Source organism: Dyella sp. M7H15-1 (assembly GCF_004114615.1).
Lineage (GTDB): Bacteria > Pseudomonadota > Gammaproteobacteria > Xanthomonadales > Rhodanobacteraceae > Dyella_B.
The window spans coordinates 450,257-472,810 of sequence record NZ_CP035300.1; the positions used below are offsets into that span (position 1 = coordinate 450,257).

The 22,554-nt window shown below is 60.8% G+C and carries 21 protein-coding genes; 17 read left to right on the forward strand and 4 right to left on the reverse strand.

All coding sequences use genetic code 11. The annotated features are described in order from the left end of the window. Window positions 1–184 precede the first annotated feature (184 nt). The 5 genes from pcnB (at window position 185) to panD (ending at window position 4,274) form a co-directional block, all read left to right on the forward strand. Window positions 185–1,534 (forward strand): polynucleotide adenylyltransferase PcnB, encoded by a 1,350-nt coding sequence (gene pcnB / locus EO087_RS02325; protein WP_128899773.1) that lies wholly within the window; start codon window positions 185–187, stop codon window positions 1,532–1,534. Continuing rightward, a complete protein-coding gene (gene folK / locus EO087_RS02330) occupies window positions 1,531–2,013 on the forward strand; it encodes a 2-amino-4-hydroxy-6-hydroxymethyldihydropteridine diphosphokinase (protein WP_128897468.1) in 483 nt (160 codons plus the stop codon). The genes pcnB and folK overlap by 4 nt, the downstream gene beginning before the upstream one ends. Window positions 2,014–2,130: 117 nt before the next feature. Then, window positions 2,131–2,898 (forward strand): 3-methyl-2-oxobutanoate hydroxymethyltransferase, encoded by a 768-nt coding sequence (gene panB, locus EO087_RS02335; protein ID WP_240669171.1) that lies wholly within the window; start codon window positions 2,131–2,133, stop codon window positions 2,896–2,898. A gap of 24 nt (window positions 2,899–2,922) precedes the next feature. Further along, complete coding sequence (gene panC, locus EO087_RS02340; protein ID WP_128897470.1) at window positions 2,923–3,768, forward strand: pantoate--beta-alanine ligase; 846 nt, start codon at window positions 2,923–2,925, stop codon at window positions 3,766–3,768. A gap of 119 nt (window positions 3,769–3,887) precedes the next feature. Further along, entirely contained in the window at window positions 3,888–4,274 is a 387-nt protein-coding gene (gene panD, locus EO087_RS02345; protein WP_128897471.1) for an aspartate 1-decarboxylase, read from the forward strand. Here panD and queG read toward each other — a convergent pair. Beyond that, entirely contained in the window at window positions 4,271–5,368 is a 1,098-nt protein-coding gene (gene queG / locus EO087_RS02350; RefSeq protein ID WP_128897472.1) for a tRNA epoxyqueuosine(34) reductase QueG, read from the reverse strand. The genes panD and queG overlap by 4 nt on opposite strands. 33 nt (window positions 5,369–5,401) lie before the next feature. On the opposite strand from queG, the gene EO087_RS02355 reads away from it, so the two are divergent. From EO087_RS02355 to EO087_RS02375, 5 genes are all read left to right on the forward strand, one after another. Continuing rightward, complete coding sequence (locus EO087_RS02355) at window positions 5,402–6,886, forward strand: NAD(P)H-hydrate dehydratase (protein WP_128897473.1); 1,485 nt, start codon at window positions 5,402–5,404, stop codon at window positions 6,884–6,886. Further along, the gene (gene tsaE, locus EO087_RS02360) at window positions 6,879–7,337 is read left to right on the forward strand and encodes a tRNA (adenosine(37)-N6)-threonylcarbamoyltransferase complex ATPase subunit type 1 TsaE (protein WP_128897474.1); all 459 of its coding nucleotides are present in this window, start codon (window positions 6,879–6,881) and stop codon (window positions 7,335–7,337) included. Before EO087_RS02355 ends, tsaE begins: the two co-directional genes overlap by 8 nt. A 189-nt stretch (window positions 7,338–7,526) precedes the next feature. Next, window positions 7,527–9,110: an N-acetylmuramoyl-L-alanine amidase gene (locus tag EO087_RS02365; RefSeq protein ID WP_128897475.1), complete on the forward strand. Its 1,584-nt coding sequence runs from the start codon at window positions 7,527–7,529 to the stop codon at window positions 9,108–9,110. A 35-nt stretch (window positions 9,111–9,145) separates the two neighbouring features. Continuing rightward, window positions 9,146–10,975: a DNA mismatch repair endonuclease MutL gene (mutL, locus tag EO087_RS02370; RefSeq protein ID WP_128897476.1), complete on the forward strand. Its 1,830-nt coding sequence runs from the start codon at window positions 9,146–9,148 to the stop codon at window positions 10,973–10,975. 376 nt (window positions 10,976–11,351) lie between these two features. Continuing rightward, a complete protein-coding gene (locus tag EO087_RS02375) occupies window positions 11,352–12,221 on the forward strand; it encodes a DUF1684 domain-containing protein (RefSeq protein ID WP_240669107.1) in 870 nt (289 codons plus the stop codon). Window positions 12,222–12,576: 355 nt separating this feature from the next. Here the strand turns inward: EO087_RS02375 and EO087_RS02385 are convergent, their stop codons facing one another. After that, complete coding sequence (locus EO087_RS02385) at window positions 12,577–13,359, reverse strand: enoyl-CoA hydratase-related protein (protein ID WP_128897478.1); 783 nt, start codon at window positions 13,357–13,359, stop codon at window positions 12,577–12,579. Window positions 13,360–13,538: 179 nt separating this feature from the next. On the opposite strand from EO087_RS02385, the gene EO087_RS02390 reads away from it, so the two are divergent. The 4 genes from EO087_RS02390 to EO087_RS02405 are packed head-to-tail and all read left to right on the forward strand — an operon-like array spanning window position 13,539 to window position 15,936. Further along, window positions 13,539–14,285, forward strand: a complete 747-nt coding sequence (locus EO087_RS02390) for an FKBP-type peptidyl-prolyl cis-trans isomerase (RefSeq protein ID WP_128897479.1) — start codon at window positions 13,539–13,541, stop codon at window positions 14,283–14,285. A gap of 28 nt (window positions 14,286–14,313) precedes the next feature. Beyond that, complete coding sequence (locus tag EO087_RS16590) at window positions 14,314–14,511, forward strand: DUF1289 domain-containing protein (RefSeq protein WP_128897480.1); 198 nt, start codon at window positions 14,314–14,316, stop codon at window positions 14,509–14,511. After that, a complete protein-coding gene (locus EO087_RS02400) occupies window positions 14,504–15,094 on the forward strand; it encodes a CoA pyrophosphatase (RefSeq protein WP_128897481.1) in 591 nt (196 codons plus the stop codon). The genes EO087_RS16590 and EO087_RS02400 overlap by 8 nt, the downstream gene beginning before the upstream one ends. Beyond that, window positions 15,091–15,936 carry a sulfurtransferase gene (locus EO087_RS02405; RefSeq protein WP_128897482.1) on the forward strand — a complete coding sequence of 282 codons (846 nt, stop codon included), beginning with the start codon at window positions 15,091–15,093 and terminating at the stop codon, window positions 15,934–15,936. The genes EO087_RS02400 and EO087_RS02405 overlap by 4 nt, the downstream gene beginning before the upstream one ends. Window positions 15,937–16,003: 67 nt before the next feature. Here EO087_RS02405 and EO087_RS02410 read toward each other — a convergent pair whose 3' ends face one another. Both EO087_RS02410 and EO087_RS02415 read right to left on the reverse strand, forming a co-directional pair. Then, window positions 16,004–16,759 carry an enoyl-CoA hydratase/isomerase family protein gene (locus EO087_RS02410; RefSeq protein WP_128897483.1) on the reverse strand — a complete coding sequence of 252 codons (756 nt, stop codon included), beginning with the start codon at window positions 16,757–16,759 and terminating at the stop codon, window positions 16,004–16,006. Window positions 16,760–16,830: 71 nt separating this feature from the next. Next, window positions 16,831–18,285, reverse strand: coding sequence for a DUF4139 domain-containing protein (locus EO087_RS02415; RefSeq protein WP_128897484.1), 1,455 nt, complete (start codon window positions 18,283–18,285; stop codon window positions 16,831–16,833). Between the two features lie 192 nt (window positions 18,286–18,477). Between EO087_RS02415 and EO087_RS02420 the strand changes: the two genes are divergently transcribed. The 3 genes from EO087_RS02420 to EO087_RS02430 all read left to right on the forward strand — a co-directional run bounded on the left by EO087_RS02420 (window position 18,478) and on the right by EO087_RS02430 (window position 22,549). Then, window positions 18,478–19,161 (forward strand): response regulator transcription factor, encoded by a 684-nt coding sequence (locus EO087_RS02420; RefSeq protein WP_128897485.1) that lies wholly within the window; start codon window positions 18,478–18,480, stop codon window positions 19,159–19,161. A gap of 304 nt (window positions 19,162–19,465) precedes the next feature. Further along, window positions 19,466–20,359 carry a hypothetical protein gene (locus tag EO087_RS02425; protein WP_128897486.1) on the forward strand — a complete coding sequence of 298 codons (894 nt, stop codon included), beginning with the start codon at window positions 19,466–19,468 and terminating at the stop codon, window positions 20,357–20,359. A 12-nt stretch (window positions 20,360–20,371) separates the two neighbouring features. Beyond that, window positions 20,372–22,549 carry a hypothetical protein gene (locus tag EO087_RS02430; protein WP_128897487.1) on the forward strand — a complete coding sequence of 726 codons (2,178 nt, stop codon included), beginning with the start codon at window positions 20,372–20,374 and terminating at the stop codon, window positions 22,547–22,549. The last annotated feature ends 5 nt before the right edge of the window (window positions 22,550–22,554 follow it).

Below are 22,554 nucleotides of genomic sequence, written 5' to 3' on the forward strand. Positions count from 1 at the left end.
GTATTGTTGCGAGGCGCGGTAGTATATCTGAATTGTCTCATCCGGCAATGTCCGCATACGGTGTGCCCGTATGGACTGAAACGCTTGGAGGCCAATGCCCTTGGCCCATCTTGAACAGGCCCTGACACACTCACGTGTTTGACCGAGCCACCGGAAGTTGGATACCCGCAAGGATTTCGATCGCTTGAATCCCAAAGCCAGGAACCAGCCAGTGCCGCATCGCATTCCGCGCGAGCAGCACACGATTTCCCGCAAGAACATCAGCAAGGCGGCTTTGCGTGTGCTCTATCGCCTGAATGAGGCCGGCTACAACGCCTATCTGGTCGGCGGCGCCGTGCGCGATCTGCTGCTGGGCGGTCACCCGAAGGATTTCGATGTTGCCACTAGTGCAACGCCGGACGAAGTCAAAAAACTGTTCCGCAATTGCCGCTTGATCGGCCGCCGCTTCCGTCTCGCCCACGTGGTGTACGGCAATGAGATTATCGAAGTGGCTACCTTCCGTGGCACCAGCGAGGAGCAGGGTGAAGGCGATCGCCACATCGTGGATGGCCGCATTTTGCGTGACAACGTCTGGGGCACGATCGAGGAAGATGCGTTGCGCCGCGACTTCCGCGTCAACGCCATGTACTACGACATCAGCGATTTCTCGGTGCGCGACTACGTGGGTGGTATTCAGGATCTGAAAGACCGTGTCCTACGCCTGATTGGCGATCCGGCCACTCGGTATCGCGAAGACCCTGTGCGCATGCTGCGTGCGGCACGGTTGGCGGCGAAACTCGATTTCCGTATCGATCCCGAAGCGGCTGCTCCCTTCGCCGAACTGGGACCGCTGTTGAGCAGCGTCGCGTCGGCGCGGCTGTTCGATGAATCGCTGAAGATGTTCCTGACCGGACATGGCTTTAAGAGTTTCCGAATGCTCGAGCAATGCGGCCTTCTCAAGTTCATGTTCCCGGCGACAATGCGCGCACTCATGCGTGGCGACAAGGCGCTGCGCTCATTGATTGAGCACGGTCTGGAGAATACCGATACCCGCGTTGTCGACGGCAAGTCGGTCACGCCGGCGTTCCTGTTCGCCGTGTTGTTGTGGGGCGAGGTGCGTGATCTGGCGCATACCTGGGCCACGCACGGCAAGGATGCCGGCGAGGCCTGGTCGCGTGCGGCCGCACACGTGATTGCCGAACAATGCCAGCGCGTGGCGATCCCGCGTCGCTTCATCATCACGATGGAAGAGATCTGGTTGTTGCAGCCACGCTTCGAACAGATCCAGCGCAAGAAGGTGTTCCGCCTGTTGGCACACCCGCGTTTCCGTGCCGCGTTCGATTTCCTGCTGTTGCGCGCCGCTGAGTCGACGGCCATTGGCGAACTCGGCCAATGGTGGGGGCACGCCCAGCAACTTCCGCATGAAACGCTGGCGGCCTCGTTGCCGCTGTATCACGCAGGGAGTACGGGTGATCTGGATTCCGCGCGCGCGGCCGCACCACACAAACGCAAGCGGCGGCGCAAGCCGGCGGACGGCAAGTCCGGGGCGAGCTGATGCGCGCATACGTCGCGCTGGGTAGCAACCTCGGGGATTCGCGGCAACAACTGACCGATGCCATGCATGCGTTGGCGAGGTTGCCGCATACCCGTTTGCTCGCGCATTCTCATCTTTATCGAACGCCACCATGGGGTGTGCACGATCAGCCTGATTTTCTCAATGCTGTCGTCACGCTGGAAACATCGTTGTCGCCACATGACTTGCTCGATGCCTTGCTGAAGATTGAGCGCGCCGCTGGCCGCGAACGCGATGACGGGCGTTGGGGGCCACGGATACTCGATCTCGATCTGCTGCACATCACAGGTATAACCGTCAACGACGAGCGCTTGACTCTGCCTCATCCACACATCGCGGAACGCGCATTCGTGTTGTTGCCGTTGCATGAATTGGCGTCGGATCTGGAGATTCCGGGCCAGGGGCGCGTGGCCGATCTGTTGCGAGCCGTTGATACGCAAGGCTGCGAGCTTTTGGCTTGAGCCTTTGCCGGCCTAAGCCGGATAATTGATCAGGACATCCCAAAGGAAACTGCCGTGTACGTGGAAAACAGTGGCGCTCCCGTTCGTAAGCCGGTCACCGTGCCGGGCTTGCATGCCATGAAGGCGGAAGGGCGCAAGATCGTGATGCTCACGGCTTACGATGCCAGCTTCGCCGCACAGGTCGAGCATGCAGGTGTGGATATCGCCCTGGTAGGCGATTCGTTGGGAATGGTGGTGCAAGGCCAGCGCAGCACTTTGCCGGTGACGCTTGAGCAAATGGTTTATCACACTACCCTGGTGTCACGCGGTTTGTCGGCCACCTTGCTGACGGCGGATATGTCGTTCATGGCCGGTCGCGATGTGGCGTATGCGCTGGAAGCGGGTGCCCGGCTGGTCGGCGAAGCCGGTGCGGCCATGGTCAAGATTGAAGGCGCTGCGCCGCACATTCTTGAGTCGATCCATGCATTGACCGAACGGGCGATCCCGGTTTGCGCGCACCTTGGCCTCACCCCGCAATCCGTGCACCAGTTCGGCGGCTACAAGGTGCAGGGCAGGGCGCAGGATGATGCCGAACGCGTGTTGAGCCAAGCACATGCCGTTCAGCAGGCAGGCGCCAGTCTATTGGTGCTGGAAGGCGTGCCCACGCCACTGGGCGAGCGTGTCACCAAAGCACTGGATATTCCGGTGATCGGCATCGGCGCCGGGCCGCATTGCGATGGCCAGGTGTTGGTGATTTACGACATGCTGGGCATTACGCCTGGCAAGCGTCCAAAGTTCAGCAAGGATTTTCTTGCCGGTCGCGGTTCGGTGAGCGAAGCGATTGCCACTTATGTCGCCGATGTGCGAAGCGGTGCGTTTCCTGCGGCGGAACACGGCTACCACTAACGCAACTCAGGCAGACCTCAACTCATGCAAACGGTGCAAGACGCAGCAGGGCTGCGCGCCACAATCCGTGGCTGGCGTTCACAAGGGCGCACGGTTGGCTTCGTGCCGACCATGGGCAACCTGCATGCAGGCCATCACTCGTTGGTCAAGTTGGCGAAGGCGCGAACGGATCGTGTGGTGGCGAGCGTGTTCGTCAACCCGACCCAGTTTGGTCCGAACGAGGATTTCGAGCGCTATCCGCGCACGTTGGCGCGAGATCAAGCTGGTTTGGCCGAGTGCGGTTGCGATCTGCTGTTCGCGCCGGATGTCGCGACGCTGTATCCGTTCGGGGCGGCCGGTAGCGTCAGCGTGCACGTGCCCGGTATCACCGATACCCTGGAAGGCGCCCATCGTCCCGGACATTTCGATGGTGTGACGACGGTGGTCTGCAAACTGTTCAACCTGGTGCAGCCGGATATCGCCATATTTGGACAGAAGGATTTCCAGCAGCTCATGGTCGTCGAACGCATGGTGCGCGATCTTTCCTTGCCGGTGAAGGTTATGAGGGCTCCCACTCAGCGTGCTGATGACGGCTTGGCGCTGAGCTCGCGCAACCAGTACCTGTCGCCCCATGAGCGGGCCCAGGCCGTGCAGATCTACCAGACCCTGCAGCAGATGCGCGACCTGATCGCCAAGGGTCACGCCCGCAAAGTGGTCGAACAGGCTGCGGCTTCGAAGCTGGAACGTGCCGGCTTCGTGCCGGATTACGTGGCGATCCGCCGTGCCGAAGACCTGTCCGAGCCCGCGGACGCCGAGACCGAGGGCCTGGTTGCTCTGATTGCCACCCGTCTGGGCACCACCCGGCTGATTGACAATCTGCTGTTCGACTGAGTGGGGATTGAAGGGCTGTCGGTCACACCACATGTACGGGTCGGATGCCGATGTTGCGACGCAGCGGCGGCAGTTCGATAATAGTGAGCCGCGCAGGCAGCTCCTGCTGGAATGAAGTCATGCAACTGAACATGCTAAAGGCGAAAATCCATCGTGCCACCGTGACCCACGCGGAGCTGCACTATGAGGGTTCCATCGCCATCGACGGCTTGCTGCTCGATGCGTCGGGCATTCGCGAGTACGAACAGATCCACGCGTGGAATATCAACAACGGCAAGCGCTTCGTGACATATGCGCTGCGTGCCGAGGAAGGCTCGGGCATCGTCTCGGTGAACGGCAGCGCCGCGCACCGTGCGCAGCCGGGCGACCTGATCATCATTGCGGCATTCGCCCACCTTAACGAAGCGGAGCTGGAGAAGTTCCAGCCGACGCTGGTCTATGTGGGCGAAGGCAACCGCATCAGCCATACGAGTCGCACGATTCCAAAGCAGATGGCAGCGGCCTAAGGCTGCCCTAGCCCTCTCCCCTTCGGGGAGAGGGAGTCATGTCTCGCTAGCGCCCATGCCACGTGCTCACGCACGATCTCCGATGGATGATCGCTGCGCGCGAGTAGCGCTGAACGAATCTCTTCCGACGGCGGTGCATTCCCCAGCGCCACCGCGATATTGCGTAACCAGCTTTCGTAACCGGTGCGGCGGATCGCCATGCCTTCGGTACGCTTGAGGAATGCTTCTTCGCTCCAGGCAAACAGTGCCACCAGCTTGGCGCCGTCCAGGCTATGCCGTGGCGCGAAATCCGGTTCGGTCGCATCCTGCGCGAATTTGTTCCAGGGGCAGATCAACTGACAGTCATCGCAACCGAAAATGCGATTGCCTATCGGTGCGCGCAGTTCTTCCGGAATCGAGCCTTTCAGCTCGATGGTGAGATAGGAAATGCAACGGCGTGCATCCAGACGGTAAGGCGCAACGATGGCTTGCGTAGGGCAGATATCGATGCACTTGCGGCAGGTGCCGCAATGCGCCGTAGCAGGCTTGTCGATGGGTAGGGGCAGGTTGGTGTAAAGCTCGCCGAGGAAGAAATACGAGCCCGCTTGGGCGTTGATCAGCACCGTATGCTTGCCAATCCAGCCTAGTCCGGCATTGCGTGCTAGCGCTTTCTCCAGCACCGGTGCCGAGTCAACGTAGGCGCGATAACCGAAATCGCCGATCGCGCCTCGGATGCGTTCGGCCAGCTTTTGCAACCGGTGGCGCATTAGCTTGTGATAATCGCGACCGAGCGCGTAGCGGGCGACATAACCTGCTTCGGCATCATGGATCACATCCCACGCATGTTGCGTGCCAGGCGGCATGTAATCCATGCGTACCGAAATCACCCGCTGGGTGCCAGGTTCCAATTCATCCGGGCGGCTGCGACGGGTGCCGTGGCGAGCCATGTATTCCATCTCGCCGTGATAGCCATCTTCCAGCCAACGTTCCAGATGCTGCTCATCCCGGCCAAGCGACACGCCGCTGATTCCCATCTTGGCAAAGCCGAGCTCATGCGCCCAGCGTTTGATATCGCTGGCCAATGCGGCGTAGTCGGCTAATGAGGAGTCGGACATGCGTCTATTCTAGCGACTGCCTATAATCAGACGATGCCCGTAGTCCCGCATCATCGCGATCTCTACACCGTCGAACAGGTACGTGTCCTCGACCGCCGCGCCATCGACGACCTCGGCATGACCGGTTTTGAGCTGATGAACCGCGCGGCGACAGCCGCTTTCGCCGCCCTGTGCCGCCACTGGCCGGAGGCGCGCCGCATGGTGGTGTTCTGCGGGCCGGGCAATAACGGTGGCGACGGTTACCTACTGGCGAGCCTGGCGCACGGCGCAGGCATGGCGGTGGAAGTGATCGAGCTGAGTGATGTGTCCCACGGTGACGCTGCCCATGCGCGTGATACCTGGCAACGCAGCATGGGTATCACTCGTCACTGGCAGCAGGATGCATCGCTGCCGCTTGCCGATGTGTATGTGGATGCGCTTTACGGCACGGGTCTCAACCGCGCACCGGAACCGTCCGCCACTGGCTTGATCGATCGCATCAATGCATCATCCGTGCCGGTGCTCGCGCTGGATGTGCCTTCGGGCTTGAATGCGGATACCGGTGATTGTCCGGGCACTGCCATTCGTGCCGATATGACGGTCAGTTTCATCGCAGCCAAGCGCGGCATGTATACCGGGCACGCGGCAACCATCGTGGGCATCCTGCAACTGGATACGCTTGGTCTGCCGGATAGTCTCTGGCGAGGCATGCCTGCCGATGCGAGTTTGTTGGAAGCCACGTATCTTCCGCCGCGTGCACGCGACGCGCATAAAGGCTATTGCGGGCACGTGCTCGCCATTGGCGGTGATTACGGCACAGCCGGCGCCATTCGCTTGTGCGGCGAAGCCACATTGCGCAGCGGTGCGGGTCTCGTCAGCATCGCCACGCGTACTGAAAACATCTTCGCGTTGAACAGTGCGCGTCCGGAACTGATGGCGCACGGCGTCCACGGTCCCCAGGAATTGCAATGGCTGCTCGATCGCGCCGATGTGCTCGCGGTAGGTCCCGGTTTGGGGCAGGGGGCATGGGGGCATGCCTTATGGCTGACCGCACTCGATAGCGGCAAGCCCATGGTGCTGGATGCGGATGGCCTCAATCTGCTGGCGCGCGAGCCGCAACGTTTTAGTGTGCCGGTGGTGCTGACGCCACATCCGGGCGAGGCAGCGCGATTGCTCGGCAAAAGCATTGCGCAAGTGCAGGCCGATCGGTTTGCCTCGGCGCGTGCGCTGGCACATCGCTATAACGCCATCGTGGTATTGAAAGGACCGGGCAGCTTGATCGCTCATCCAGATGGACGTCTGGACGTCTGTATCTGGGGCAACCCCGGCATGGCCAGCGGTGGCATGGGCGATCTGCTTACCGGCGTGATTACCGCCTTGCTGGCGCAGGGCTGTTCGGCATGGGATGCAGCGTGTCTGGGCGTTGGCTTGCATGCACGCGCGGGTGATCTGGCCGCACGTCGTGGCGAGCGGGGTTTGCTGGCCAGTGATTTGTTGGAGCCTTTGCGCATGCTTGGCAACGGACTTGAGCATGACTGAGCAGCATTGGGAGCTTGCCGACGAAGACGCCACCCGCACCCTAGGCGTCAAGGTCGCCCAGGCGCTGGATAGCGGTCTGGTGGTGTATCTGCATGGTGATCTGGGTGCTGGCAAGACCAGCTTTGCCCGCGCTTTGTTAACGGCGCTAGGCGTGAAGGAGCGCATCAAGAGTCCTACCTACAGTCTGGTCGAGGGCTATCAGGCCAAGGAGCGACCCGCTTGGCATCTGGATCTGTACCGCATCGCAGATCCCGGTGAACTGGAATGGCTGGGGCTGGATGCCTTGTCTGATCCCTCAGCGGTGGTGCTGGTGGAGTGGCCGGAGCGCGGGCAGGGTGCTTTGCCAACGCCGGACCTGGAACTCAACCTGAGTTATAGCGGCCTGGGGCGTCGAGCTTGGTTCCAGCCACGCAGCGTGCGCGGGGCGCGCCTGTTGGCCCGGTTGCTTTGAAGTGCGGCAGGGCTTTAAGTGTCCGTCCCGCCTGAGAAAACCGAACCAAGCAAGTGATTGGGGCTTGCCTTCGAAAAGCGTCGCTTAGGGTCAATAGCTTGAGCTTTTCTGATAAATAGGCTGCAGGTCATGGATATTTAAGGAAAAACCCCTTGCATTCAGGGAAGCAGTGCGCTTCAATGCCGCGCTATGAGGGGACTGCTTACCCGCGCCATCTGCCTGGCTGTCACCACGATCCTGACCATGGTGCTCGCCGTCGCCCTGCATGCGGCCGATGTGAAGGACGCTCGCGTCTGGGCCGGCCCGGACTACACCCGCGTCGTATTCGACCTTTCGGGTCCAGCCAAATACAAACTCAGCCAATCTGACGGCCAGATCGTACTGGAGCTAAGCGATAGCCGCGTAGCCAGTCGCCTTGCTCCGCCCGCCCAGGGCCTGTTCAAGGGTCTAGACAATAGTAACCAGGGCAGCATCTTGCGCCTTACGGCGTCAGTGGTACCCAACAGCCAGTCCAAGAGCTTCGTGCTGGGGCCTTCAGGTCAATCCGGCTATCGCCTTGTGCTCGATCTCTACCCGGGTTCCGGTGGTGTGTCCGCACCCGTCAAGGCCACGTCGATAACCCGTGCGCCAGACACCTCGACCACATCCACGACAACGGCAGCCGTCACCCAGACGGCTTCGGCATCAACCCGTGCGAATTCCGGCAACGTGCCAACACCAGCGCCTGTTATCAACGCGAGCAGCAAGCCGACCAGCCGCAAAGGCGTTACCACTCGCCAGGCCGCGGTGCTGCTCAACAGCCAGCGCCAGGTGATCGTGGCGGTGGATGCTGGCCACGGCGGCAAGGACCAGGGCGCCCATGGCCCCGGCGGCACGTTGGAAAAGAATGTGACCCTGGCGGTGGCCCGCGACCTCACCGCCCAGATCAATCGTCAACCCGGCATGAAGGCCATCCTGACCCGCAACGGCGATTACTTCATCCCGCTGCAGCGGCGCTACGAGATCGCTCGCGAGAATCAGGCCGACCTGTTCGTGGCCATCCACGCCGACTCCTACACCAGCAGCGACGCCCGCGGTTCGTCCGTGTGGGTGCTGTCTTCACGTGGCAAAAGCTCGGTGGCCGCACAGATGCTGGCCGATCGAGAAAACAGCTCCGATCTGATTGGCGGGGTGTCGCTCGCGGCCGAGAACGACAGCCTCGCTTCCGTATTGCTGGACATGCAGCAGGGTTGGGCTGTACAAGCCAGCCAAACGGTGGCGCAGAATGTGCTCAATGCCTTGTCGGCGCTCGGGCCTACCCATCGTGGCTATGTCGAGCAGGCCAACTTCGTGGTGCTGCGCTCGCCGGACGTGCCCTCGATCCTGGTCGAGACAGCTTTTATCAGCAACCCGGACGAAGAGCGCAAGCTGCGCGATGTCGGCCACCAGCAACAACTGGCCGGGGCGATCATGGATGGCGTGAAAGGCTACTTCATGAACAACCCGCCGCCCGGCACCTGGTTTGCGGCGGAAGCGGCGCGCCGCAAGGGTGTCACCCTGGGCAATGCCGGTGCCGAGGTGGCAAGTGCTGGCAAGTCCGTGGATAACAAAGTGGCCAGCGTATCCGCGCCCGCCGACACGGATGTGCGCGACATGCATCGTGTCGTCAATGGCGAGACGCTGCGCAGCATCGCCAAGCAGTATGGCGTGAGCGTAAGTTCGCTCAAGAGCATCAACGGCATCAGCAGCAACAGCGTGCGTGTTGGCACCATGCTGGAAATTCCGGAGAGTTGATCAGCGGATCCCACGGCGCTGCTAAGCTTTGCCCTATGCCCCGGATCAAACCGCTTCCCTCCGACGTTATCAACCAGATCGCCGCCGGCGAAGTCATCGAGCGGCCGTCCTCGGTCGTCAAGGAACTGGTTGAGAACAGCCTCGACGCAGGCGCCACGCGCATCGAAGTCGATATCGAGCTTGGCGGCGCGCGGCTGATTCGCGTGCGTGACGATGGCGATGGCATTGCCGCGGATGATCTGCCGCTGGCGGTAGCCTCCCATGCCACCAGCAAGATCGGCAGTTTCGATGACCTGGAGCACGTCGCGAGCATGGGTTTTCGCGGCGAAGCGCTGGCGTCGATGTCGTCCGTGGCGCGCTTTGCGATCACCTCGCGTTTGCGCGGTGAAGATCAGGCTTTTCGCATCGAAGTCGATAGCGGCCGGATGCAGGCCGCGCGTCCTGCTCAGCATCCACAAGGCAGCAGCGTGGAAGTGCGTGACCTGTTCTACAACGTGCCGGCGCGGCGCAAATTTCTCCGCGCCGAACGCACGGAGTTTGCGCATATCGACGACTTGCTCAAGTCACTTGCTCTGGCACGCAGCAGCGTTGAATTCCGCCTGAGTCATAACGGCAAGTCGGTGCGCGTGTGGAAAGCGGCGCGTGATGATCAGGCCATGCTGTTGCGGGTGGCCGAAGTGCTGGGAGAGGAGTTTCCGCAGCAAAGCCTGCGCATCGATCACGCTTCGGCGGGCATGCGCTTGTCGGGCTGGGTGGGGCTGCCCACGGCTTCGCGTTCGCAAGCGGATTCCCAGTACTTCTACGTCAATGGCCGGCTGGTGCGCGATCGCGTAGTCGCTCATGCCGTGCGCCAGGCATATGCGGATGTGTTGTTCCATGGGCGTCATCCGGCCTTTGTGCTGTATCTGGAGCTGGACCCGGTGGGTGTGGACGTCAACGTGCATCCGGCCAAGAGCGAGGTGCGTTTCCGCGAACAGCGGCTAGTGCATGATTTCTTGTTCCGCACCTTGCACGAAGCGTTGAAGGAAACACGTGCCGGCCAGAACGTGCAGCCGGAAAGTGCACCGTGGGAATCCGCTCCAACAATCGCAACGCCAGCCCCGCAATTTTCAGGTGGCCGGCCGGGTGGAAGCTGGCAGGGTGGTGGTGCCTTTGCACAAAGTCGTTTGCAATGGGGCGTGCGTGATGAGCCGCTCGCCGGCTACGCGGCGTTGTTGGGCGAAGTCGCCACAGCGCAAGTACAACCCCTTCAGCCGCTGCCATCGGCCAATGATAGTGATGTGCCACCGCTCGGCTATGCCATCGCACAGCTCAAAACCATCTACATCCTGGCGGAAAATGTGCATGGCATGGTGCTGGTCGACATGCATGCCGCGCATGAACGCATCACGTACGAAAAGCTCAAGTCCGGTCGTGCATGCAGCAATCTTCGCTCGCAGATCCTGTTGGTGCCGTTGTCGGTGCCGGTCAGTGCCAAGCAGGCTGCTGCTGCCGAGGAACATGGCGACGCGTTGGCTGACTGGGGATTGGAGCTTTCGCGAAGCGGACCTTCCGCGGTGGTGGTACGCCGCATTCCGGCCTTGCTGGAAGGCGCCGATGTATCGGAACTCACGCGCAACGTATTGGATGAACTCGCGCAGCACGGCAGTTCGCGCCAGTTACAGGAGTTGGAAAACGAACTGCTTTCGACCATGGCCTGTCACGGCTCAGTGCGGGCGGGACGGCGCCTTACCGTACCGGAAATGAATGCTCTGCTGCGTGAGATGGAAGCGACCGAACGTTCTGGCCAATGCAACCACGGTCGTCCGACCTGGGTGCAAATGAGCATGACGGAACTGGATAAATTATTTCTGCGCGGCCGGTAGGTTGGGGTGCAAACCCCAGCATGATGCGTTTCACACATGGCAATGTTGGGGTTTGCACACTGATGTATTCCCACGTTTTTTCGCTCGTCATCCCAGCTTTCGCTGGGATGACGGTGGGGTAGCTTGAAAGATGCCTGTAGGCATGAAAATTCTGCATATACAGCTGAAATTCCCGACCCAAAAACGTGGGGATACCTTAGGATTTGCACCCTAACGGTATGACCTAATCCTATAAGCTTTTTCTTTGTAGTCGCCGGGTGATGCTTGTTTCTCGCACAAATAGACGTCCATACTCGGGGTTCTTGCAATGAACGGAGCGAACCCCATGTGGCGTTATGTCCTTGTCGGACTCATCCTTAGTACTGGAGTGGTTATCGTGCATGCTGAAACGCCCAATCCCACCGTTGCGCAGGATGCCTACCAGCAGAGCATCGAAAAGTGGCGTAACAAACGCATCGAGCGGCTCACCGCTCCGGAAGGCTGGCTCAGCCTGATTGGTTTGGAATGGTTGCAACAAGGCGCTAACAAGGTGGGCAGCGCGCCGGATAACCATATCGTGTTGCAGGCAGGTCCCGCGCACCTGGGCGTTATCACCCTCGATAAGGCTGGGCAAGTGCATATCGCGCTGACCGACGGAAGCGGGGCAACCGTTGACGGCAAAGCAGTGCGTGAAGCCACCTTGATGGATGACGCACACGTCACTGGCGATGCATCGCCAACGACGGTGGCGTTCGGCACCGCCAACTTTTACGTGATCGATCGCGAGGGTCGCAAGGCGCTGCGTGTCAGGGATTCCTCCGCGGCAACGCGCCAGCATTTTCTCGGCATCGACTATTTCCCCATCGATCCTTCCTGGCGCATCGTGGCCGACTGGGTGCCGTTCAACCCGCCGCACGACCTGCAGATGGGGTCGGTGATCGGCACCATCGACATCGTGAAGGTGCCGGGCAAGGCGGTATTCACGCGTGACGGCCATACCTACGAGCTGTTGCCGTATCAGGAAGAGCCGGGCGGCGAACTGTTTTTCGTACTCGCCGACCGCACCTCCGGTCACGAAACCTATGGCGCGGCGCGTTTCCTCTATGCCGCGCTATCGGTGAACGGCAAGGTCGTGCTGGATTTCAACAAGGCCGTCAACCCGCCCTGTGCTTTCACGTCCTATGCGACGTGCCCGCTGGCGCCGCCGGAGAATCGGCTGGATTTGCGCATTACCGCGGGTGAGAAGAAGTATCGCGGCGGCCATTGATGGGGGGTGTGAATCGGGAATCGGGAATCGGGAATCGTAAGAGCGGATCACTGCAAACTTGTAAGTGACCGCTTTTAACGATTCCCGATTCCCGATTCCCGATTTACGATTCCCGATTCCCGATTCCCGATTCCCGATTCCCGATTCCCGATTCCCGATTCCCGATTCCCGATTCCCGATTCCCGATTCCCGATTCCCGATTCCCGATTCCCGATTCCCGATTCCCGATTCCCGATTCCCGATTCCCGATTCCCGATTCCCGATTCCCGATTCCCGATTCCCGATTCCCGATTCCCGATTCCCGATTCCCGATTCCCGATTCCCGATTCCCGATTCCCGATTTACGATTTACGATTTACGAGCCCTTGAACACAGCCTTACGCTTTGCAAGAAACGCCGTCGTACCTTCTCGCATATCCTCGGTCGCAAAGGCCAGCGCGAAAGCCTGGGTTTCGAATTCCAGCCCCTGGTCGATCGAGGTCTCCCCACCTTGCAGTATTGCGTCGAGAATGCCGGCGGCGGCCAAGGGCGCGGCGGCGGCAAGCTGATCGGCGAGGGCGTTGACCGTTTCGTCTAGCGCTGCCGGCGCCACCACGCGATTGACCACGCCTAGTTCGTAAGCGCGCTGGGCGGTGATGGTGCCGCCGGTCAGGCATAGCTCAATCGCCGCGCCGCGGCCCGCCAGGCGTAACAGACGCTGGGTGCCGCCAAAGCCGGGGATCAGGCCGAGGTTGATTTCCGGCTGGCCGAATGTCGCTTTCTCGCTGGCCACTCGCAGATGGCAGGCCATGGCCAGTTCCATGCCACCGCCCAACGCAAAACCTTGAATACGCGCCACTACCGGCTTGCCGAGGCGTTCGATGGTGCTCATCAGCTGCTGCCCGGTGCGCGAAAAACCTTGCGCCTGCATCGGGGTGTAGCCATTCATCTCGCTGATATCGGCGCCGGCGACAAAGGCTTTCTCACCCGCGCCGGTAAGCACCACTGCACGGACGGAATCGTCCTGGGCGGCCTGGACGAATGCCAGGGTAAGCTCGTTCAAGGTCTCACGGTTCAACGCGTTGAGCTTGTCCGGACGATTAACGATGATCGTGCGCACGGCATCGCGATGGCTGATCTCAAGATGGCGGTAGGCCACGACAGACTCCGTAGTGAATAAAAAGAAAGGCGTCATGGTAGCAGTGGGAACCTTTGTAGCCTTGTGGCTTTCTCACACAAACTCTTACGACCCTGCCGGTAGCCGGCATTGCTGCATCAAACGGCCCAACCCCTTACGATGGAGGCTTTAGCCGTATGCTTGCCGCCACGGAGAAAGTAATGGCATACCCGCGTTGGATGGTTTCAGGTTTCTTGCTGCTTGCCGCATGGGCGGTCCAGGCGCAGCAGGGGCCCGTTGCGGCCAACTCACCATCCACGCCGGTAAAGCTTGACAAGCACAAGCTTTCCTATGCGATCGGCTATCGCATCGGCACACAATTCTCCGAGGGCGATTTCCCGATCGACATGGCCGTACTGCAAAAGGCCATCGAGGATGCTTACGCCAAGCGTCCCCCGGCCGTGCCAAAAGAAGACATGTATCGGCAGATACTCGCCCTGGGCGAGCGGATGCATGAACAGGCGATGGCCGAATACAACCGCATTGCCGTGGAGAACGCGCGTAAGAGCACCGATTTCCTCTCGCGCAACGCCGCCTTGCCGGGCGTGGTGCAATTGCCATCGGGCATCCAGTATTCCGTGATCAAGAAAGGCGACGGTACGGTCAATCCGAGCATCGACAGCCTGGTGACGGTGAACTACCGCGGCATGCTCATCGACGGTACCGAGTTCGACAGTACCTGGGCGCATGGCGCGCCGGTCAGTTTCACGGTGGACCGGGTGATTCGCGGCTGGCAGTACGTGATTCCGCGCATGCACGTAGGCGACCGTTGGAAGGTCGTGATTCCGCCTTCGCTGGCTTACGGCGAGCACGGTGCCTTGCCGCGCATCGGCCCGAACCAGGCGCTGGTGTTCGATATCGAATTGCTTGACATCAAGCCGCCGAGCTCGCGGGCAGCGGGCCCCTGACGCGCCTGCGTGCTAGCATGGCGGGCGCATGTCGAATGATTCCTACGCCCCTGCGCAAGCCATCCGGAGCCCCTGTGTTGGCATCTGTCGGCTCGATTCGCGCGGCTATTGCGAAGGATGCCATCGCACCGGCGATGAAATCGCCCGCTGGTGCAGCATGAGCGAGACCGAACGCAACCATTACATGGACGTGGTGCTGCCTGCCCGCGAGCCGGGTAATGGATAACCTGCTGCGCGCCTTGCGCCCACTGTCCGAGCCACCTGCCGCACCTGGCTGGAATCATTGTCAAATGAATGAGCTGCTCGGCGACGCGCCACGCAGCCCAGCTGCTGTGCTAATGGGTCTGCGTGGCGAAGCACGGCCGAGCATAGTGTTTACGGTGCGTACCGATCATCTGAGCTCCCACGCTGGGCAGGTGGCTTTTCCCGGTGGCCGCACCGATCCTGCCGATGGCAATGCGCTGACTACCGCATTGCGTGAAAGCGAAGAGGAAATCGGGCTGGATCGCAGCTTGGTTACGCCGCTGGGGTATCTCGATTGCTTTGAAACCATCAGCGGCTTCTGCATCACACCGGTGGTTGCACGCATCGCTGAAGAGGCGCGTTTTTGTCCGGCGCCCGATGAAGTCGCCGAAGTGTTTGAAGTGCCGCTGGCGTTCTTTTTTGAACCGCGCAATGTGAAACGCTATGTGATGGACTACCGCGGCCACCGCCGTGACATGGTGGAATTCGAGCACGCTGGCCATCGCATCTGGGGCGCCACTGCCGCCATGCTGCAGAACCTGTTGCAAAGGATGGAGCGCGCATGAAAACCACACTCATCTCCGTCACCGAACTGGTCGCATTGCCACCATCGGACGTATTGATCGTCGACTGCCGGTATGACCCGTTCGACGCCGGCAAGGGTGAGCGCGATTACCGGGCGGAGCATATTCCAAGCGCCGTATTCGCCAGCCTGGATCGTGATCTTTCCGATCTCACACGCATACTGTTGGGGCTTGGGCGTCATCCCTTGCCATCGGAGGAAACTTTTTCCGCAGCGCTAGGGTGCTGGGGTTGGCGGTGTGGTTCGCAAGTGGTTTGCTATGACGCCGGCAATGGCGCACTGGCAGCGGCGCGACTGTGGTGGCTGTTGCGCTTGTGCGGCGTGCAAGAAGCGGCGGTGCTCGATGGCGGCTATGCGGCCTGGAAAGCGGCGGGTCAGCCCGTGTCCCCAGATATCACACAGCGTGAATCGACCCAGGTGTCGCTGCATTACGATGTCAGCCAGGTAGTGCTGGACCATGCAGCCGTTACCCGTTTCAAGCAGGAACTGCTGCTCGACGCACGTGCAACGCCGCGCTATCTCGGTGAAGTGGAGCCATTGGATCGGGCCGCGGGTCATGTACCGGGCGCGGCCAATCGCCCATTCTCCGAGAACCTCGAAGCGGATGGACGCTTCAAACCGTCGGCCGAATTACGCCAGGCATTCCTGGCGGTCATCGGCGCGCACAGCCCTGAACAGGTCGTGCATATGTGCGGCTCGGGCGTGACGGCCTGCCACAATCTGTTGGCGATGGAGCATGCGGGATTGACCGGTTCACGGCTTTATGCGCCGTCGTGGAGCGGCTGGGTCAGTGATCCATCGCGTCCGGTGGCGGTGGGTTCGTAAATCGGGAATCGTTAAGGCAATGTGTGCGCTTTTTCATATTCCCGATTCCCCATTCCCCATTCCCCATTCACGGCTTTTTCTTCAGCCGCGCTACCAGCTCATGCAAGGTTGCCTGCGTTTGCGGATGGAAGAACCCGTCGATAAACGCGTCGATGGGCAGGCTATCCATATCGGCATACGCATGGAGCAGATCCGCACGCGCAATCTGGCGCGTGGCCAGCATGGCGTGCCGGGGCAGGGCCAGGGTTTCATTCAACCAATGCAGGGCGCGCGTGGTGACTTCGTCGACGCTGGTGAGTTCGTCGACGAATCCGCAGGCCAATGCCTGTTCTGCGTCGATCAATGTACCGGACACCAACAGGCGTTCCGCGCGATAGTTGCCCACGATGCGACGTAGGGCCATCTGGATGCAATCGGGCGCCACCAGTCCGACTTGTACCTCGTTCAGGCCGATGCGATAAGGGCCTTGCGCCATCACGCGATAGTCGCAGAACAGCGAAAGCACGGCGCCGCCTGCCGGGCTGTGGCCGGTAATCGACGCGGCCACGGGAATCGGTGAATGCGCCAGTGCAGCACAAGTAGCGAAGAACTCGCGCCAGAATTCGCGCACGCCGGCGCGGTCACGGGTCAGCAGGGCAGGTACGTCCACGCCCGCGGAGAACATGCCTTGCGTGCCTGACAGCACCATGCCGCGCGCATCATCGCGTACCGCGTCGGCAAGTGCCTCCTGGATGGCACGCAGCAGTTCCAGATTGAGCGCGTTGACCGGCGGGCGCGCCAACTGGATTTCGGTGATGGCATCGTGCTTGATGACGTTGAGCATGATCGAGGTTCCTGAAAGGGTAGGGCGGCGAGCCGGCGTAGGTTGCCATGAAACACGCCCTTCCCCGGCAGTCAAGACTGCGGATTATCATCTGCAGTCCACGTATAACGCACCGCATAGTCGAGTGTCGCCTTGCCGTTAGCCGGTACGTCGATCTTGAACTCCAGCGTGTCGGTGGTTTGCTTGTTGGGTTTTGCACTCGACGACGTCAGCATCCATGTGCGCCAGCGATTAGGGTGCTCGCGCACCGTCACCGTACGTACAACGTCGCTCGCATTGGTCAGGGTGATATGGAATGCCTCGTCCATGGTGCGGCCATTCTTGTCCACATGGAGGCGAGTACGTTCGCGTTTGCCGCGCAGGTCGAAAGCGGAGCCCAGCGTGATCAGGGCATCGCCGCCTTTGGGTGTATCGCCGATACGGCCCTCGCCGATGAATTGCGGCACGCCGTTGCGATCCGCGGTCAGTATGCGCAGATAACCAGCCGGAAGACTGTCGAACGCAGTGAAGCCGAGCGTGCTAGTGATGCTGGTGTTGTTGTCAGTATTGACATTGCTATTGAGCATGGGTTGCGACGGTAGCCAGTTGCCGCCATTTTCGTAAAGAGCAGTACGCGCGCAAGACATGGTGCGGGTGGCATAGAGCGGTACCTGGCTGATGCTGCCGTCGGGTAGATCGACCGGCGCGGGCAGAGTGTAGCTGCGGTAATCGCCTATGGACGCTTGCTCGGGCATTGCCGGAGCTGTGGCCGCCGCAGCCATCATACGCATCATTGGGCGTGGCTCGGTGGTCTTGGCGAAGTTCGGTTCACCAGCGATCAGGGTGAGGTGGATGTCATGCCAGTCGCGGCCGCTACGGTTGCCAATGCTGGCGCGCGATTCGAATTGCATGCCGCATGCGCTGCCCGTTTGCAGGGTGGCGACATACGCCGCGCGCCAGCCGATGCCGGAAGTGGGATAGCTCAGCACTGCATCGGCCGTGCCGTTGCGCGAGGCGTCCACGCGCAGGCGCAGGCTGGAGCCGATAGGGAAGTGGCCGCCTTCCGTATGGACGGCCGCATAACGGCGAATAAGCGTTGTGCCGTTGCTGCCGCGAACCACCAGACCGTCTTCGCCAGCGCGCAGTAAGGTACCGCTGGTCAGCGGCTGGCCGTTGTCGCTGAGCACACGGATCGTGCTGCCGGTCAAACCGGTCAGCGCTGCATTCGCCCCCTGGCCAAGCAGCAAGCGTTGCGAAATCACCTTGGCCTCGCCACTCGGGAAGCCAAGTGCCATGGCTTCGGCATCAAGATAGTTCGGCAAATCGCCAAGCACCAGGTCATGCACACCGGCCTGCAGCGTTACGCTGCGCTGTTCGCGCACTACGGCATAACCTTCCTGGGTGCTGCGGTCACTACTGCTTGCATACAAGGCAGGACTATCGCTGCGATAGAGGGTGATCGATGCGCCATCGACGGCCTTCGCCTGGGAGATCCCGCTTAGCGTGGCGATGGCAACGGCCAGAACGGTTCGATGGTGGATGGGCATGACGCATTCCTTGGGCGACGAGTGGGCTGATCATAACGAGCGGCTCGCGATGGCGTATATGCTGTAACAGTCAGCTGTTCTTGCGTGCTTCAGGACGGTGGCTTGCCATGCTGCATGATGCGGCTGAACTGGCGTACTATCGCCGCCAGTGTACCTGCATGCTTGAATGCATAACGGACTCAAGGGCGGCAAATGGATGATTTCTCGCTAAGAGTAGTGCTTGCGGACGATCATCCGGCGATGATCGCAGGCATCGAACACAGCTTGTCTGCCGTCGGCACCATCCAGTTGACCGGTACGGCGGGTAATTCAACCGAACTGCTCCGCATCCTGGATACCGATTGCTGCGATGTACTCGTTTCCGACTACTCCATGCCAGGAAACGAACATGGCGACGGTATCGCATTGTTTTCGTTCATCCAACGACACTACCCTTCGATCAAGCTGGTTGTGTTGACGATGCTGGACAATCCGGCCGTACTCGGGGCGCTGCAAAGCCAAGGTATCTTATGCATCGTCAGCAAGGCGGATGCGGTCAGCCATTTGGTCCCTGCTATTTATGCGGCTGCAACGGGTGGCGCCTACTATTCGCCCATCGTCGAGAAAAGCAGGCGCACGCACGATAGGGTTCGGCGTGATAAGAACGCACCTCAGTTGTTGAGCAAGCGCGAAATCGAGGTGTTACGGCTTTATGCGAGCGGCCTGACCGTCAACGAGATTGCCGAGCGTGTCAGCCGCAGCAAAAAGACGATTAGCACCCATAAGGCGCGTGTCATGCAGAAGCTGGGCATCGAACGCGATGTGGATTTGCTGCGCTATGCGATAGAGCACGGGATTGTTGCGTCGTCATCGCCGCCACGGACCTCCGCGGATTAGGATTAAGGCAACGCTGATTATTAGGAAGATCAGTTCAACGTGTTCAAGTGTGCGATGTCGCGCACGCCGGGTTTATCGCCGCTTGCCGTACCCTTCACGCGGAATTATCAAAACGCATGCCATTGTTTTACACGCTTTCCGTCCTTGTACTCCATCAGTAAGCGTCAATCGTTTTTTTGACGTGCAGCCATGGCCGCCATTAAGCATGATGGTTTTGTGAAAGTTAGTGTGCCGATGTGAAGCCGGGATGACACGTGATTGTGTGACGTAAATCTTCCCCTCATTGCTGAAAGGATGCGTCGCCATGCAAAAGCACAACGGTCACTCCAGCGGTCATGTTTCGTCACACGCGCACCGCGTGCCGTCAAGCATGCTGCAAACCCCGCCGGGAGAGCACACAGACCCCGCCCTGGCGACCATGCCGCGTGGCGTTGAGCGCAACGATGGTCAGCAAGACATGGGGCATTCGCCACGACATCAGGATCCTCTCTTGTTCGAATGGCTTGGTCGCCACGCCGGGGATCATCCCTATCTTGATCCGAAAGCCGAAGCGTTGATGGCCTACGGCGGTGTGGAACGGTGGGTGCCTGGGACGCGATACCGTGGCCCTGCGCGGGCCTGGCGGCACGCGACGGCTGAACTCGCTTCACTGTCGCGCATCGTGCTGCAACCCACCGTCCTGAAGTCGATACCCATCGGTGACAACGGCGAGCAAGCCATCGGCCTTCACGTGCGCGAAGGTGGCGTGATGGTGCAGGTGGAACCGTGGTCACCGATGCAGGTGGGCGATCGGCTCCAATTGTTCTGGGGCGCGCCTGACGATCCGCAGAGCCCCGGCTACCCCGGCACCCCGGCTGCCGATAAAACCCTGCAGTTTCCGGAAGAACTCAACAAGGCCGTACTGCTGTCCGTACCGGAAGAGGACGTGGTCGCCGGTTGGTTCAACGTGGTGTGCCGCGTCACGCGCGCGACCACCGGTTATCAAGAACTGTCGCCACGGCTGCGCGTGCTGGTCAAGCTGGATCGGCCCGGTGGCATCGACCCGGCGCCGGACGTGAACCCGAATCTGGCCGCACCCGGCTTGCCGGCGGAAGTGATCCGCGATGGCGTGGATACGTCCTGGGCCGCGCGCGGCGTACCGGTGACGATCCAGCCGTACCCCAACATGGCGGTCGGCGACCGGATCCGCTTGTCCTGAGGCGGCGTGTTCGTGGAGAAGACGATCCTGGACGCCAGCGACGTTGGACAGATGGTGATACTGGTAGTGGACGACGCCACCATCCGCGCCGCGGGTGACAGCGATGCCCTGGTGTTGCGGTACCAGGTTTACGACATCGTGCACAACCGTTCCGGCTGGTCGCCCACCACCGACGTGGTGGTGAACGTGCAGGGCAATGCGCTGTTTCTGCCCGAGGTGACAAATGCCGACGCGAACGGCGTGATCGATCTGGCCCTGCTGGGCAGTGAGGATGTACGCGTACTGGTGACGGCGTTTGAACCCGACTTTGCGGTCGGCGACACGGTCACGCTTTACTGGCTGGGCCATACGGCGGAAGGTGTGTCAGTGCCCTACGAGGCCGCGCAATCGGTCACCCGTGGCCCCATCCAGACGCTGGAATTTTTGGTGCCCAACGCCAACGTGGCCGCGCTCGCGCAAGGCGATGCGGTGGTGTCATACGCCCTGCAGAACGACCGCACGTCCAAGCAAGTGCGAGTGACGATCGTCGGCCAAGCCGCATCGCTGCCGGCGCCCACGGTGGATGAGGCGTCGAACGACTACGACGAACTGAGCGCGAGCGTGTCGCGCGCGACGGTGCGCATCCCGCCGTATCCGGGCATGGACGCGGGCGACGTGGTGACACTGATCTGGTCCGGTACGCGTGCCGACGGCGAAGCACACCTCTATCAAGTGGAGCGCCAGATCAGTGGCAGCGCCGTGGGCAAAGACATCGTGCTGCAAATACCGGGTGCGGAGATTGCGTTGTTGGCGGGTGGCACGGTGGAGCTGTGGTACGACGTGATCATGGGCGACGGCACACCGCTGCGCCCCTCGCAGGTACGCACGCTGCGTGTAAGCAGCGGGCAAGACATCTTCCTGCCGCAACCATCGGTCGATGAAGCACCCGACGGTGTCACGCTGGACCCGGCTGCGGTGGACCTTTATGCGACGGTGCGCATCGCGCCATATGCAGGCATGGCTATCGATGATCGGGTGGACCTGTATTGGGTTGGCAGCGGCGTGGGTGGCAGCACCAGCGACTGGATCACGGTCCGTGCGGCCACGCTCAATAAGCCGCTGCTGTTCGACGTGGATAAGGCCTACGTGACGGTCAACGACGGTGGCACGGTGACGGTGCGTTATGCGGTGACGCCGAAGGGGGGGAGTCCACGGCCATCCACGCCGCTGAAACTGCTCGTTAGTCCAGCGCAAGCAATCATCCCTGTCATCACCTCGGTCAGCGATTCCACAGGAGATATCCCCGATGGTGGCATCACGCACGACACCACGGTGACCGTCAGCGGCACGGCCATCGCTGGCATGACCGTTGAACTGTTCGACAACGAAACCATCTCGCGTGGCATCGCTCCCGTAGACAACGCTGGTCTGTGGATTCGCGCGGTGACCGGACTCGCCGATGGCAATCACCGTTTCACAGCCACGGGACTGTATGGCAGCGAGCCGGTGTCTCCGGCGTGGAGCTTCACTGTTCTTGCAGCGTTGGTGGGGCTGGCGGCGCCCATCGTCACTGAGGCAGATCCCTTCACCAACACGTTGAATCTGGTCAAGCCCATCAACGGGGTCCACATCGTGATCGATTACCCGGGCATGGCGCCCAACGACGTGGTGACGATGATCTGGCAAGGCACAGAAGGGGGCGGGTCCCAGCAGCAGGCCACGAAAGTTGAAGTAGTAGGTCCGATCATTTTTACTGTCGACAACCCCACGATTGATCCCAACACCAACCGCACGGTCCAGATTTTTTATACTGTAAAACGGGCGGGTGAGCCTGCAGTGGAATCGCCAGTGCTTAACCTGGCGATTCACGGTGTCCCCAACATGGGTCTCGCGCCTTATTTCATCGGCGGTACTACCAGCTTCTACCGTTGTACCGCTCGATCAAGTATCACGATTCCGGAAGACTTACCGATCGGCGCGGTGATCGATACGACTTCGCCAATCAGCCCTAGTGGATGGACTGCTATTTACAGTTGGGCTTATCAGTCGCGGCAATATCTAAGCAATGCCATCGGCGGCGAGCCGGCACAGAACTCGACGCTCTTTTCGACCGGAATACCGGGTGTGGGATTCAGGCTTATTTTTAATGGCAGTGCGTGGCCTGCTGGGCCAGCGGTTTACCCCAGTCCGCAGGGCTATAACTCAGAATGAGGTAA

Coding starts and splice junctions, on each gene's coding strand:
- panB (WP_240669171.1), top strand. CDS start 2,131: ATGAAGGCGGAAGGGCGCAAGATCGTGATGCTCACGGCTTACGATGCC.
- panC (WP_128897470.1), top strand. CDS start 2,923: ATGCAAACGGTGCAAGACGCAGCAGGGCTGCGCGCCACAATCCGTGGC.
- panD (WP_128897471.1), top strand. CDS start 3,888: ATGCAACTGAACATGCTAAAGGCGAAAATCCATCGTGCCACCGTGACC.
- queG (WP_128897472.1), bottom strand. CDS start 5,368: ATGTCCGACTCCTCATTAGCCGACTACGCCGCATTGGCCAGCGATATC.
- EO087_RS02355 (WP_128897473.1), top strand. CDS start 5,402: ATGCCCGTAGTCCCGCATCATCGCGATCTCTACACCGTCGAACAGGTA.
- tsaE (WP_128897474.1), top strand. CDS start 6,879: ATGACTGAGCAGCATTGGGAGCTTGCCGACGAAGACGCCACCCGCACC.
- EO087_RS02365 (WP_128897475.1), top strand. CDS start 7,527: ATGAGGGGACTGCTTACCCGCGCCATCTGCCTGGCTGTCACCACGATC.
- mutL (WP_128897476.1), top strand. CDS start 9,146: ATGCCCCGGATCAAACCGCTTCCCTCCGACGTTATCAACCAGATCGCC.
- EO087_RS02390 (WP_128897479.1), top strand. CDS start 13,539: ATGGCATACCCGCGTTGGATGGTTTCAGGTTTCTTGCTGCTTGCCGCA.
- EO087_RS16590 (WP_128897480.1), top strand. CDS start 14,314: ATGTCGAATGATTCCTACGCCCCTGCGCAAGCCATCCGGAGCCCCTGT.
- EO087_RS02400 (WP_128897481.1), top strand. CDS start 14,504: ATGGATAACCTGCTGCGCGCCTTGCGCCCACTGTCCGAGCCACCTGCC.
- EO087_RS02405 (WP_128897482.1), top strand. CDS start 15,091: ATGAAAACCACACTCATCTCCGTCACCGAACTGGTCGCATTGCCACCA.
- EO087_RS02410 (WP_128897483.1), bottom strand. CDS start 16,759: ATGCTCAACGTCATCAAGCACGATGCCATCACCGAAATCCAGTTGGCG.
- EO087_RS02415 (WP_128897484.1), bottom strand. CDS start 18,285: ATGCCCATCCACCATCGAACCGTTCTGGCCGTTGCCATCGCCACGCTA.
- EO087_RS02420 (WP_128897485.1), top strand. CDS start 18,478: ATGGATGATTTCTCGCTAAGAGTAGTGCTTGCGGACGATCATCCGGCG.
- EO087_RS02425 (WP_128897486.1), top strand. CDS start 19,466: ATGCAAAAGCACAACGGTCACTCCAGCGGTCATGTTTCGTCACACGCG.